The organism is Sphingobacterium sp. Ag1, from assembly GCF_000988325.1.
In the GTDB taxonomy this organism is placed as follows: domain Bacteria; phylum Bacteroidota; class Bacteroidia; order Sphingobacteriales; family Sphingobacteriaceae; genus Sphingobacterium.
In genome coordinates this window covers 134,568-148,494 of sequence record NZ_LBGU01000038.1, presented here as the reverse complement: position 1 = coordinate 148,494, position 13,927 = coordinate 134,568, and the positions used below count along the sequence as shown (strand labels likewise).

At 39.7% G+C, this 13,927-nt stretch carries 14 protein-coding genes; 5 read left to right on the top strand and 9 right to left on the bottom strand.

The annotated features are described in order from the left end of the window. Window position 1: 1 nt before the first annotated feature. A complete protein-coding gene (locus tag AAW12_RS12610; protein ID WP_053003667.1) occupies window positions 2–841 on the top strand; it encodes a sulfurtransferase in 840 nt (279 codons plus the stop codon). Window position 842: 1 nt separating this feature from the next. On the opposite strand, the gene AAW12_RS12605 is transcribed toward AAW12_RS12610, so the two are convergent. From AAW12_RS12605 to gyrB, 4 genes are all read right to left on the bottom strand, one after another. Further along, window positions 843–2,744: an ATP-dependent DNA helicase RecQ gene (locus AAW12_RS12605; protein WP_046673985.1), complete on the bottom strand. Its 1,902-nt coding sequence runs from the start codon at window positions 2,742–2,744 to the stop codon at window positions 843–845. Beyond that, entirely contained in the window at window positions 2,741–4,825 is a 2,085-nt protein-coding gene (locus tag AAW12_RS12600; protein WP_084823160.1) for a ComEC/Rec2 family competence protein, read from the bottom strand. The genes AAW12_RS12605 and AAW12_RS12600 overlap by 4 nt, the downstream gene beginning before the upstream one ends. Then, window positions 4,822–6,858: a helix-hairpin-helix domain-containing protein gene (locus tag AAW12_RS12595; protein ID WP_046673983.1), complete on the bottom strand. Its 2,037-nt coding sequence runs from the start codon at window positions 6,856–6,858 to the stop codon at window positions 4,822–4,824. The genes AAW12_RS12600 and AAW12_RS12595 overlap by 4 nt, the downstream gene beginning before the upstream one ends. A gap of 157 nt (window positions 6,859–7,015) precedes the next feature. Next, entirely contained in the window at window positions 7,016–8,974 is a 1,959-nt protein-coding gene (gyrB, locus tag AAW12_RS12590) for a DNA topoisomerase (ATP-hydrolyzing) subunit B (RefSeq protein ID WP_046673982.1), read from the bottom strand. Window positions 8,975–9,166: 192 nt separating this feature from the next. Between gyrB and AAW12_RS12585 the strand changes: the two genes are divergently transcribed. Next, complete coding sequence (locus tag AAW12_RS12585; protein WP_046673981.1) at window positions 9,167–9,784, top strand: OmpH family outer membrane protein; 618 nt, start codon at window positions 9,167–9,169, stop codon at window positions 9,782–9,784. An 88-nt stretch (window positions 9,785–9,872) separates the two neighbouring features. Beyond that, window positions 9,873–10,778, top strand: a complete 906-nt coding sequence (locus AAW12_RS12580) for a CorA family divalent cation transporter (RefSeq protein WP_046673980.1) — start codon at window positions 9,873–9,875, stop codon at window positions 10,776–10,778. Here AAW12_RS12580 and tsaB read toward each other — a convergent pair. The 5 genes from tsaB to mscL form a co-directional block, all read right to left on the bottom strand. Then, the gene (tsaB, locus tag AAW12_RS12575) at window positions 10,773–11,480 is read right to left on the bottom strand and encodes a tRNA (adenosine(37)-N6)-threonylcarbamoyltransferase complex dimerization subunit type 1 TsaB (protein ID WP_046674034.1); all 708 of its coding nucleotides are present in this window, start codon (window positions 11,478–11,480) and stop codon (window positions 10,773–10,775) included. The genes AAW12_RS12580 and tsaB overlap by 6 nt on opposite strands. Before the next feature lie 14 nt (window positions 11,481–11,494). Next, the gene (yidD, locus tag AAW12_RS26050; protein ID WP_084823159.1) at window positions 11,495–11,749 is read right to left on the bottom strand and encodes a membrane protein insertion efficiency factor YidD; all 255 of its coding nucleotides are present in this window, start codon (window positions 11,747–11,749) and stop codon (window positions 11,495–11,497) included. Further along, window positions 11,712–12,128, bottom strand: a complete 417-nt coding sequence (locus tag AAW12_RS12570; protein WP_046673979.1) for a ribonuclease P protein component — start codon at window positions 12,126–12,128, stop codon at window positions 11,712–11,714. Before AAW12_RS12570 ends, yidD begins: the two co-directional genes overlap by 38 nt. Before the next feature lie 60 nt (window positions 12,129–12,188). Next, window positions 12,189–12,347 carry a 50S ribosomal protein L34 gene (gene rpmH, locus AAW12_RS26045; protein WP_075991291.1) on the bottom strand — a complete coding sequence of 53 codons (159 nt, stop codon included), beginning with the start codon at window positions 12,345–12,347 and terminating at the stop codon, window positions 12,189–12,191. Window positions 12,348–12,587: 240 nt separating this feature from the next. After that, the gene (mscL, locus tag AAW12_RS12565) at window positions 12,588–12,995 is read right to left on the bottom strand and encodes a large-conductance mechanosensitive channel protein MscL (protein ID WP_046673978.1); all 408 of its coding nucleotides are present in this window, start codon (window positions 12,993–12,995) and stop codon (window positions 12,588–12,590) included. Between the two features lie 277 nt (window positions 12,996–13,272). On the opposite strand from mscL, the gene AAW12_RS26660 reads away from it, so the two are divergent. After that, a complete protein-coding gene (locus tag AAW12_RS26660; RefSeq protein WP_231585261.1) occupies window positions 13,273–13,683 on the top strand; it encodes a response regulator transcription factor in 411 nt (136 codons plus the stop codon). Next, on the top strand, window positions 13,680–13,913 hold the full coding sequence (locus tag AAW12_RS26655) for a helix-turn-helix domain-containing protein (protein WP_231585260.1): 234 nt from the start codon (window positions 13,680–13,682) through the stop codon (window positions 13,911–13,913). Before AAW12_RS26660 ends, AAW12_RS26655 begins: the two co-directional genes overlap by 4 nt. Window positions 13,914–13,927: the final 14 nt, after the last annotated feature.

Sequence of the window (13,927 nt, the reverse complement as noted above, 5' to 3'; positions counted from 1 at the left end):
TATGTCATTCAATTCAGCCTTAATTAGCCCCACCGAACTTCAGGAATCATTGGGACAGCATACAGACATTGTCCTCCTTGATTGCACCATCGACAAAGTTGGCCAATCCATCAAGGAAGCCAAGTTCGAAGTACTACCTCATTCTCAATTTTTTGACATCGAAGGGAAACTTTCCGATGCTACTTCTAAATTACCGCATACCCTTGTATCGGCAGAAGTATTCGAAAAGGAAATGCAACGCCTAGGAATCAATCAGGATAGTACCGTCGTATTATATGACAGATGGGGTGTTTATTCGAGCCCAAGAGCCTGGTGGATGTTTAAGGTTATGGGTTTCGAACAGGTATTTATTCTAGATGGTGGTGTTCCCGCTTGGAAAAAAAGCAAATTACCACTGGTAGACCAGTATACAGCTGCCGTAAAACCCGGCAACTTTAAAGCCCAGTTTCAAGCAAACCGTTATGCTGATAAAGCGTATATCTTAACACATTATCGGGATGCTGACGTAAATATTTTTGACGCCAGAAGTAAAGGTCGATTTAGTGGTTTAGTCGCTGAACCGCGGAAAGGCCTTCTTGGTGGACATATTCCTCATTCCAAAAACCTCCCTTTCGACGAGTTATTTGATGGAATAAGTTATAAACCCGTCGATGAATTGAAACAGCAATTTGATCATTTTAATGCGACCGGAAATGAATATGTCTTCTCCTGTGGGTCGGGGATCACGGCCTCAATCTTAGCATTTGCTTGTCATCTTGCTGGTCACGAGCGAATCCGTGTATACGATGGTTCTTGGTCAGAATGGGGGCGCGAAGAGCTTAATCTTCCCATCGAAAAATAGTTTAAAACAAGGTATTCCAAGAATAGAGATTATCCTCCAAGCGGATTTTTTCCGCATCTAAGAGATCACGGATGATTTCTATTCTTTTCTTTTCGGTACCTATCGTTAAGCTACCAATCAAATCGTGGATATTTTTAGCTCCAGCGAGCAAACTGCTTTTGATTTCTGCTTTAATATCTGCCCGCTGCTTTTCCTGATGATTGCGGATCAGACACAAATCGCATACTTCACAGAACCCCGCATTTTTCTCGCCAAAATATAACAATAGTGACTGACTGCGGCAATTGCTATGTTCAATGTAACCGATCATGCCATTGACTTCTTCTTCTTTCACCTGATGGCGATCGCGAATAAAAATATGATCGATATGCAGGTGTTTGTAATCGACGCGGTTCTGCAAAAAGGTCAATTGTGGCGCATCTGTAGAAGGTAGATAACTCGCTATTTCCAACAACTCTAACGACTTCAACAGCTCGACAACACGATCATAAGGCAGACCCAACTTACGCGCAAATTCATATTCATTGATGAGAATATAGTTTTCAAATACGCCTCCATAGCTACGCAAAATAGCCTTAATGAGCTTATCATATTTGACATACTGCACCTGAACTTTATACAATTCGGCGCTATCAATTTCAAACTTAAAGCGTGAGGGTATTGTTATAGCTTCTGACAAAACCAACCAAGTGTCCCGTTCCAGAAACTTCAGCGCATTCATAACGGGAACCAATGGCAGCTGATATTTTTTGGCAAAAGCAACAACATCAAAATCTACAGTCACTCCTTCTCCAGCACCATAGGGAATCTGAAAATGATTACAAAGGTAATGATAGGTCTGTTGAATAAATGGAATATCAGGAAAACTAGCTTGCAAATTATCGACAAGTTTTTGCTCATCTGTCTTTTGATAAAGAATAACGGGATACGCCTTCTTGCCATCTCGTCCTGCCCTACCGGCTTCTTGATAATAGGCCTCCAACGAATCGGGCAAATCGAGATGAATCACAAAACGCACGTCGGGTTTATCAATTCCCATCCCAAAGGCATTTGTAGCTACAATTACGCGAACAACATTTGTCATCCACCCGTGCTGTTTCTGATCCCGTTCCTGCCCCGAAAGTCCGGCATGGTAATAATCTGCCGAAATGCCGTTATTGACCAAAATACGGGCTATCTCCTGCGTTTCTCGCCGGTTTCTGACGTAGACAATCCCGGATCCGCCCAACTTATGTATAATCCGCACCATACGTCCCATCTTATCCTCTTCTTCAATGGCCATATAAGCCAGATTTTCGCGAAGAAAGCTTTTGACAAATACATTTTCTTTCGGAAAATTCAGTTTCTGCTGAATATCACTGATGACACGCTCCGTTGCGGTCGCCGTAAGAGCTAGAAAAGGAACCTGGGGATGCAGTTCCCGCAACTTAGCGAGTTCTAAATAGGGCGGCCTAAAATCATATCCCCATTGAGAAATACAATGTGCTTCGTCTATGGCAAATAGATTTACATTCATAAACCGTATGCGCTCCCTTACCATATCATTGTACAATCTTTCCGGAGAAAGATAGAGAAATTTTATTTGCCCATAGACGCAATTATCCAGGGTAATATCCACTTCCCTCTTCCGCATTCCAGCATAAATTGCGACCGCCTGAATTCCATTTTTTTTCAAATGCTCAACCTGATCTTTCATCAATGCAATAAGCGGTGTTACGACAATACAAATCCCTTCTCGCATCAAGGCAGGTACTTGAAAACAGATCGACTTTCCGCCGCCAGTCGGCAATAAAGCCAAGGTATCTTTACCTGAAATGACCGATTGAATAATTTCTTCCTGCAAGGGTCTAAATGATTCGAATCCCCAGTATTGCCTTAAGATTGATATACTATCTTGCGTCATAAATTCTCCTTATCCCAAACATACGCAAAATTATCTTTCATGAGATAATTCTGTACACCCAAACTATCTAACATGTGTTGAGTTTGCAGCGATTGTTCCATTGAATTGGATCCATCCATTATAACAAGTTTTGGCCTAATTTGCTTCAATAATCGGGGTAAACCATCTAATATATTTTTCCTAACGATAACGAGGTCAGCATGTGGCATTTTCCCTTGCGTATGTGATAGAATAGCTATTTTACCCAAGGGGAGCGTAACAAGATAGTTTTTACGCTCCCGGCCATTCAAAGCCACAAACTGAACTTCTTTTTTCGTCAATAATTGAATTTCTCTTCCACATGCATATTGCAAGCCCCGGGCTTGCAAAGAATCAAATGTGCTGTAAATGATACCGCGCCCACCTTTGAAATAACCGATCGTCAACTCTTGTTTCGTATTATAGACCCGAAATCGTTCTGCATCTTTATTTTCTAAGCGTTTTTGCACAGTGATCAATAGCATTCCAATTGCACAGCATCCCCCTAACCAAACGTATTTTTTATCTTTCCACTGAAAAGCATATAAACAAGAAAACAGTGCAAAATAGGTCAAAAATAGGAGCTCCAGCCCCATAGGATAAACTTTTATTGTTGAAAAAGCCCAATGGTCAATATGTTTCAATCCGTATAAGATGAAGGCAATGAGATGCTCCAAGAGGAAACCCATTAAATCGTTAAGCCCTTCCATTGGACTAATTGTCATGATAAAACCGAGATACATCGCTAGGGTTGAAGGAAAATCGACTAATAAGTTAGCTACCAGAAAATAAGTTGGAAACTGTCCAAAATAATAAAGGCTCAGTGGCGTTGTCAGGATTTGCGCGGCGATAGACACCGCCAGTGTATCTCTCAAAAGCCGCAATATCGGTCTTTTGACAGGAAGAAGTTCCTCGACAAGCGGCGAACATACAATCATACCTAAAACCGCTAGAAAAGACAGTTGAAATCCCACATCAGCAACCGCCCTTGGAACGACCAGCAGAATCAATACTGCGGCAATAATAAGCGAATTGAGCGTTGAAAAGCCTCGTTTAAAATGCTTTGCACAGAGTACAAAACTAATCATAATAGCCGCCCGCGTAATGGGCGGATCAAGACCTGCAATAAAAGCATATATCCAGATCATACTCCATAACAAAATTAGTGGCAACCATCTGAGATAGGAAGGCCAAGCAATTCGTTTGAAAATAAGGGATAAAAACCCGAATAAAACAGCAACATGCATTCCCGATACACTTAACACATGTATCGTTCCCGTATTAGTGAAGGCCTGTATGCTTTCGGCACTGATATCGCTCCGGGAACCATATAATAAAGCTGACGCAATCGCAAAGTTCTCATCCCCTTTAATATGGGGTCGAAGCTTGAGCAAAAAATATCTTCTCATTTGTAAAGCGAGCGCAATCAACGAAAAAGTCGTTGTTTCTTGCCGGCTGATCAGCTTATACTGACCAGAGACTGCGAAAAGTTCATGGTAGACATGCTGCCTTTTCAAATACGCCCTATAATCAAACTCCATTGGATTGAATGGCGGAGCTATTTCTTGGGGCTGACCTTTTAACCACAGTAGGTCACCAAACTGCAGCGCATTCTTCTGGCTGGATTTTAGGGATAACATAAGTCTACCTGTCGTTTCTATAAATTCACCTTTTTGGTAAGCCCCTATTACCTCTGTAGAAAAACGAACGATATCACGCTTCACTTTGGGCTCTTCAATAATTTTGACCACAAAACGATCTGTCATTATATGGGAGAAATGACCGATTGCAACCAAAGGGTCCTCGCGCCAAAATTGGAAAATCCCCAATAATACAACAGACACATAATATCCGCAGGTATACCCGTATTTGCGAATCGTACCTTTAAAAAAATAACTAAACATCGTTAACAGAGTCATCACAACCAATCCCTGCTGTATATAGTGAAATAAGGAAAGCGACATCGGTAATTTAGGGGTGAAGAGAAGCGTCACAATATATACGACAGCTATCTTAAGAATAGGCAGCCGCTCTAATCTTTGTGTAAAACTCAGCTCTTTCATAACTGCCACCGCAACTGCACCTTAACCTCGGATTTTCTATTGCCCTCAATTTGGTCCAATCCAGTCCCAATACGCTCTCGCCCCGGATAATAATAGACCGCATATTTGGCCCATACCTGAAGATGGCGACTTAACCGATATTGCAGATTCAAGTACATTCTCCATCCTCGTGTATTGTACATTCCAAAACCCGAAGCATATAATACATCCCGCTCATAAGCATAGATCCGATTATCATAACTTGCCGCATCGAAATACGCGATCCGCATATTCGACTGGAACCTTCCAGTGGTAGACTTCCGGAGTATATCTTGATAAAACATGTATCCGAAACTATTTTCCTGATACTCTTTTTGAAATAAATTGGCTTCTATACGGGAGCGAATAGTCCACATTGAACCTAAGCGATAATGAAATTCCAGCCTTAACTGCTGTTTACCGGTATTCACAAGCCCATTCTCGGTTTGCCCCTCTCCCTGGTAGTTCACTTGTTTCAATCGGTTACGATAGCGCAACGAAAGTTGGCCTTTCTTGTGCCACATGTAACTCAGCTGACTAAAGAAATCGGCCCCAGTAGATTGGGTATCAGCCTGATACTTTGCTCCGGGAAAACGAAATATATCGGCATAATTGGACCAGAGCAATTTTCTTCCCAATTGATATGTTAACCCCACATAAGCCCCCTGCTCGTTGGAGGTATTATCCGATTCACCAAATCCCTGTCCATAAAAAGTATGAAAATTCTTCTTGTAGTCCCGAAGCAATATTACCGATGATAAACGTGGATGTAAGCTTATGATAGCTCCTGCCACCAATGCCGAACCGCCGTCGATACTATTCACATATTCACCAAATAAATAAGCATTTCGAATCGTATAGTTTACATATAAACTTATATTTCGCAGCAAATCCCCTTCAAAGTCCGCTTTTTGCCGTATTGCTTTGCCTCTCGTTTTAAAGGCATCCAATTGAGTCTGATTGAAATGAATCCCTATTTTTATCCGTTTATAGCGCCACAATAGATTCAATCCATAGGCTAGTTGAGATGCGGCATGACGGTATTGCTGTTCGGTTGCGGTCCGATGCAGTCCGGTACTCGCGATTGTTGAAATCGTTGCAGGAGAATCGATAAGGTTAACTTTTCCATCAATGGATTGGTAGGAGATATAGGGTGTAATCTCAAATTGACCGATCTGTAGTGTCCCGGCAATACCCCGCATAAAATTTGCTTCATTTAAGGAAGTATATGACTTTACTCCAATCCCTTGTCTTGCTGTATGCTGTACCAGTCCTCCTTTTCCAAAATTCAAACCGTTCCACATGCTGAGCCCTTGTCCAAATTGCAAAGCATAGTCGCCGATTACGATATTCCTGAAACGGCCAAAATTCTTTATCGATATGCTTAGGCTATAGAAATCGAATCCCATTTTTTGTTTATCCCTAAAAAAGGGTTCCCCAGCATCTTTCTCCATATTGACTGCGAGGTGGACTGCATCGTTCAATTGGGCTCTATACCTAAAAGCATAACGATTGGCATCGCCGAGATAATGGGACTTCGTCGTATCGACTATACGGTACCCTTTTGCTTTCTGGAGTGTCCGGGCATATCGTACCGTAAATTCCTGTTTAAAATTTCTCGATTTCAGGGTCTCAAGAGAAGATCCCGCGCCTACCCTCACGAAAGGTAACAATAAACTGATCACACGATCATTAAACCCTTCAATAGACTGTAGTTCGAGTACGTCAATAAAATTTCCTGAAATGGTTCTATGGTCCAGTAGATGCTCGATTAATAAAGGGTCTAAAAACTGTAATTCTGTGAGTTCTCTTCCATCTGTTTTGTTGAGATCGATCGGGTGTTTGAGATAATGATACCACTTTTCAGTGAATTCACTCAAATCAGCGTCCGCTGGGAACTCTTCCGATAAGCTTTCAAATAAATCTTGGAAATCGATTTTTTCATTTGTTTGCGCCTGGCAGGTTATTCCAATAAAACAACCTATAAAGAGCAAAATTTTGCTACAATATTTCATAATAGGTTTTAATTAATATTGGCTAATTGCTAGGCGATGAACCCTTTATCCCGGCAGAAAAACGATTCACTGGTATGAAATTAAGAAATATAACAGAATAAAAAAAGCCTGATAAAAAATTTTATCAGGCTTTTTTATTCTGTTATGATAAGATCAATTAAATATCAATCTTAGCGTAACGTGCATTTTTCTCAATAAATTCACGACGTGGTGCAACTTCGTCCCCCATTAGCATAGAGAAAATACGGTCACATTCCGCAGCGTTTTCAATCGTCACCTGTCTTAAAGTACGCGTCTCGGGGTTCATGGTGGTATCCCATAACTGTTCAGCATTCATCTCTCCAAGACCTTTATAACGTTGTACGTGTACACTATCTTCTTTACCTGACCCTTTCAAACGCTGAATCGCATTGATACGTTGATCTTCATTCCAAGCATATTCATGTTCTTTTCCTTTCTTAACCAAATATAATGGCGGCGTAGCGATATAGACATATCCTCTTTCAATCAATTCCTTCATGTACCTGAAATAGAACGTCAGGATCAATGTTGTAATGTGGGACCCATCCACATCGGCATCGGTCATGATAATGATGCGGTGATAACGTAATTTCTCAAGATTCAATGCCTTAGCATCTTCGGCAGTACCGACACTCACTCCCAAAGCTGTAAACATGTTCTTGATCTCCTCATTTTCGTAGATCTTATGTTCCATTGCTTTTTCGACGTTAAGGATCTTACCACGTAAAGGCATGATTGCCTGATGTTTTCTATCACGACCAGACTTTGCAGTACCACCCGCAGAATCCCCCTCGACGAAATAGATCTCACACTTTGTCGGATCATTGTCTTGGCAATCGGCCAATTTACCTGGAAGTCCGGAGCCTCCCATAACGGTTTTACGTTGCACCAGATCACGGGCTTTACGCGCAGCAGCACGTGCTTGAGCCGCAATGACAACCTTTTGAACGATAGATTTAGCTTCGCGTGGATTCTCTTCCAAATAGACGCCTAAGATCTCACCTACGGCAACATCTACAGCCCCCATAACTTCAGAGTTTCCTAATTTTGTTTTTGTTTGTCCTTCAAATTGAGGTTCTGCAACCTTGACTGAAATAACGGCTGTTAATCCTTCACGGAAGTCATCACCGGTAATTTCCACTTTTAAGTTCTTAAGCAAACCGGACTTGTCCGCATACGCTTTCAAGGTACGTGTCAAACCACGACGGAAACCGGCAACATGAGAGCCGCCTTCAATCGTATTGATGTTATTCACATAAGAATGGACATTCTCCGAATAGGTATCGTTATATTGTAAAGCCAGTTCAACAGGGATACCTTGTTTTACACCTTCAACATAAATTGGTTCAGGGATCAACGACTGACGGTTACCGTCCAAAAATTTCACAAATTCTTTAAGACCGCCCTCCGAATAGAATGTTTCTTTCTTTTCAGAACCGTCTTCATTTGTTTCACGCTCATCATTCAACGTCAAACTTACACCTTTATTTAAAAATGCTAGCTCACGAAGACGATTTGCCAATGTATCGTAATTATAAACAGTTGTCTGCGTGAAAATTGTCGCATCCGGATGGAACGTTACAATAGTACCCGTCTTATCCGAAACACCAACTTCCTTTACATCATATAAAGGCTTACCAATTTGGTATTCTTGCTGGAAAATTTTTCCATCGCGGTGAACCTCAGCCTTCAAAAGGGTGGACAACGCATTCACACAGGAAACACCGACACCATGCAGACCACCAGAAACCTTGTATGTATCCTTATCAAATTTACCTCCAGCATGCAATACTGTCATTACAAGCTCTAAGGCCGATTTATTCTCTTTTTTGTTGATTCCTGTGGGAATACCACGACCGTTATCGCGGACAGAAATCGAATTATCTTTATGGATAGTAACGAAGATATCTGTACAATATCCCGCTACAGCTTCATCGATTGAATTGTCAACTACCTCGTATACCAAATGGTGCAATCCTTTTACACCGGTGTCACCAATATACATGGATGGACGCTTACGAACCGCCTCTAAACCCTCTAATACCTGAATATTATCGGCCGAATAGGTGGATGCATTTTTATTTTCTTCGCTCATTGAAAACCTCTTAAATGTAATATTCAAAAATACGAAATTTCGGCCGATTTATCAAGTCTATAAGGAAGTATTGACCCGATATTCGGAATTAATGATACATAGGATAATTTTACTTTTTTAATACTAAAAACTAGAATTTCGATTTTTTTATGTTAGGTTTGTTTTCAGTAATAACTTGCAAATAACAAAAAAATGAATACTATATTTTCAATTGTATCGAAAGTTTCCTTTGGCCTTTTATTGGTTGGAACTATTGCATCATGTAATCAAGGTGCAAAAACAGCAAACGAACCTGCAAAAAATGACTCTAATACGGTAAGCAAGGAAAGTCAGGGAAGTAACAAAGATAAAATCGTCTATTTAAACTCGGATTCACTTTCTGAAAAATATCAATATTTTAAGGACATTAAGTCAAAGCTTGAAAACAAAGTAAAGAAAGCACAAACAGATCTGCAATCTAAAAGTACTGCCTTCCAACGCGAAGTTGCCGAATATCAAAAAAATGCAGCCACAATGTCTGCTCCTGATAGACAAGCTACGGAACAAAAACTGGCGCGTAAACAAGATGAGCTTGCACGTTTAGACCAAACAGCTTCTTCTTCCATTGCAAAGGACGAGTCTGAAGAATTCAACAATGTTTATAACAAAATTACCGAATTCCTGAAAAAACATGCTGCTGAAAATGGCTACAAACTGGTGCTGACCTATTCGAAGACCAACCCAACAGTATTGTATGCAGACCCATCTTTGGAAATCACGAATGAAGTAATTAAACAGTTAAATGAAGAATATAAATCTTCAAATAAATAGAAGATCATCCTAATTTAAGAAAGCCATCAACTGAGTTGATGGCTTTTTTTATTTTCTTTCTTATCTTGTCCTTACTAAAATTAGATTTATGGTCAGAACGATTGTTGAAAAAGAAATCGCGAACTACGAATGGATAGATATAGCTGAGCCAACCTCAGAAGACTTCGCCTTCATCAAAGAGCGCTTCAATTTGAATGAAGCATCGATCAAGGATTCCAAAGAACCAGAACATCTACCTAAAATTGAAGAATTTGAGAATTATACTTTTGTCATTCTTCGTGTCATGTCGGACAATTTTAAAGAAAATTCAGACAGTATCGGAGAAATCACCGATCGCTTGACCATCTTCTATGGAAGTGATTTTGTGATTACGGTACACAAACGTCGCATCGAGTTTTTAGAAAAACTTAAAAATATTGAATTCACGTCTATCAAGACAAAAAATAGTCGTAAACTGGCTGTATTTATCACGACTGCGGCTGTATTTACCTTTAGCCAAACGTTAGAACAACTTTCAACACGAATCGATGCTTACGAAGAATTGATATTCCTCAAACGCATGAAACAACAGCCGATACTGAAAAATCTTTATTTTATCAAAAGGCAGATTGATGTTGCGCGAAAGGTCATCTTTCTCTACAGGGAGGTCGTCGAGCATTTCCATTCTTCGTCAAAAAAAGATGTCTATACCCGGGATTTAAAAGACCTGCAGGTCCGGACATCAACCTTGTACGAAAACTTATCGGAAAATGTAGCTCAACTGCTTAATGTGTATTTCAACATCTCATCTAATCACACCAATGAGATTATGCGTATCCTGACAATTTTCTCCGTATTTTTTATGCCCATCACTTTTGTGGCAGGAATTTATGGAATGAATTTCAAAAATATGCCCGAACTGGAATGGTACTATGGATATCCAGTGGCCATGGGGATCATGGTCGCCATATCCCTTGCCATTTATCTGTGGTTCAAAAGAAAAGGTTGGCTATAATAAGCCAACCTTTTTCTTTGCCGTGGTAACCACAAAATCTTTAAGATAGAATGGCTCAAAATACGCAACATCCTCAAACTCTTGCCGCTGAAATTTATCAAAGGCCAACGTCGATAGAAAAGTTGCGGAAACATTAAACCTGCTAAGCACATTCACCCGATCCGATGCGCTGAACAAATCTTCGAATTTATCGGCTCCCGAACCAAATAAATGGACACGATGGTAGTTCTGTAATAATTCATTGAAATAATCGACATCGATAATTTCTGCTGATGTCGCTTTCACCAATGCAGCATTATGGTCATAAACTGCCGTATACACTTCCATACGGCGGGCATCGATCATAGGAAGATAAGCATCACCTGCTGTTGAACCAAATTGTCCCTTATACCCTAGAAACAACGCTTCTAACGTATTAATAGCGATTAAAGGTATATCTAACGCATAACAGAGACCTTTAGCCGTAGATACCCCTATTCGTAAACCAGTATAAGAGCCCGGTCCCATGCTCACCGCTACAGCACTTAAATCCTGCATCGTTCGGTTTGTCTGTTTAAGGACTTTCGCGATCAAAATAGTCAATTTAGCCGCATGAGCATTAGGTTCATCGAGATCGATAACCCGTAGCGTTTGACCATTTTCACTCAAAGCAACCGAGCAAATCGTGGTTGAAGTATCAATTTGTAAAATTAAATTATTCATCGTCATTATTGAAATCAAGGCACAGGATCATGTCCGTGCCCACCCCAGGGGTTACAACGTGCGATTCGTTTCAAAGCCATCCATCCACCTTTAAAAGGACCATATTTCAGAATGGCGTCCTTCCCGTACTGAGAACAGGTAGGCGTGTATCTACAATTGGCGCCTAAAAATGGTGAGATAAAAACTTGGTAGAAACGGATAATAGCCAAGAAAATAAAACTAAACAGGGGCTTAATCCCCTTTTTCCAAATAAGCTTCAGCACATTCATCCTGCAATTTTTTTAGCATTTTATTCATTGCGGCACTAAACATATCATACGCTAAGATTTGCTTGCCTACATATTGAATAGCTAAATACAAAGTTACATTATGTTCCAACAAAAATGGAATCAAATCATTCGATTTTTGTAAACGGTAACTCTCACGCATCATTCGCTTAATCGAATTGCGATCAACTGCTCTTTTGAACCTACGTTTGGATACAGAAATAATAGACTGACTGGAGGGGATATCGTCAGCCGCAGTGTTTTTCTCGAAGATAAAAACAACTCTAAACGGATACAAGACAAAAGAAGAACCGCTTTTAAAAAGCGTATCAATACGCCTTTTCGCACATAACCGTTCTTCTTTTGTAAATGTATTTTTCATACGATGACTTAATCTTATTAGAAAAAGCTCTTATAAGCGGCCACCGATCCTTGTCAAAGATTAACCTTTGTGACGGTATTCGTCAGACACTGTAAGACGTTTTCTACCTTTAGCTCTACGTGAAGCTAATACTCTTCTACCGTTTGCAGAGCTCATACGCTCTCTAAAACCGTGTTTGTTTCTTCTTTTTCTTTGCGATGGCTGAAATGTTCTTTTCATGACGCTATTATGCTAATTTGTTCTTACTTCAATTAATACAAAACTCCCCAAGAGGAATGCAAAAGTAAAGTTTATTTTAGAGAAAAACAAACAATATTACGAACATTTAAAGTTAATGTGAAGCGGACAAGCTAATTTATTCAGCTACAGCTTCAAAAAACAATTTTCCATGTACCATAAAATAAAAATCAGCACAGCTTGGCTGTACTGATTTTTATAAAATGCAGTATCTATCCTACCCTATTTATTTTTCAGGATATCTCTGATCTCAGTCAAAAGTGTTTCCTCTTTCGTCGGTGCTGCCGGTGCCGCCGGAGCTGCTTCCTCTTTACGTTTCAATGAATTTAATGCCTTAATAACACAAAAAATACAGAATGCTACAATTAAAAATTGTATAACTACATTAATAAAGTTTCCATAATTAATAGATACTTCAGCTTGTTTAGTAGCTTCATCAGCAGCTTTCAAGATCAATTTCTTGGATGAAAAATCAACGCCACCTGTTAAATAACCAATGGGCGGCATGATAATATCATCAACCAATGAGGTAACAATTTTACCAAAAGCTCCACCGATGACAACACCGACAGCTAGATCAACCACGCTGCCGCGCATTGCAAACTCTTTAAACTCTTTTAAAAATCCCATATTTAAATTTTTTAGTCCATGAATTATGACAAAACTAATAATTGTCACATAAATCTAATTAAAATATGCTAATTTTTTATCGTTAAACTCATATTGTGCGCTATTTTCTAGCTTTTGCCCTATTTTATAAAAAAGACGTGTACCCCGTACTCCACTAATTTTTGTTAACTTAATTTCTTATATTTGGCCGTTAACTAGTAAAATATCAAGATATATTGTATATTGTTAGTACTTTATTTCATACAGTAATTAAAGCCAAGCATCAGATAGCGTATCTATGAAAAAGATTCTTATAGCAGACGACCACGGCATTGTACGATTAGGAGCCTCCGTTATTATTAAAGAAACTCTTCAAAAAGCAGAAATATTCCAAGCTGAAACCTTTGACGAGGTTCTTGAAAAAATAAAGGTAGAGGATTTCGACCTATTATTATTGGACATTAATATGCCGGGAGGAAATAATATACGTGTCGTGGAGGAAATCCTTCAAATTCGACCAAGCGTTAAAATTTTGATTTTCTCATCTTATGACGAATCACTTTACGCTTTACGTTATATCGAAGCCGGAGCAGTAGGGTATCTCAATAAAACAACAGCAATGGCTGAACTTTCCAATGCTATTTTGGCTATTCAGGATAGAGGGAGTACATGTCGAGCAATGTACAGGACTTATACATTCAAAAATTGACGCAGAGCAAGTCTGAACTGACGAAACTAAATCCGTTGGCACGTTTGTCAAATAGAGAGGTGGACGTCGCCAAGCAATTGATAAAGGGACTGGGCATTATTGAAGTATCCAGCTTGTTGGAGTTAAGCCCTTCGACAGTGAGCACATATAAAAGTAGAATCTTTGAAAAGCTCAATGTTTCTAATATTCCAGAACTTATCGAACTTTTTAGAATACACTCCAACAACTAATCATTTTTGTTGGA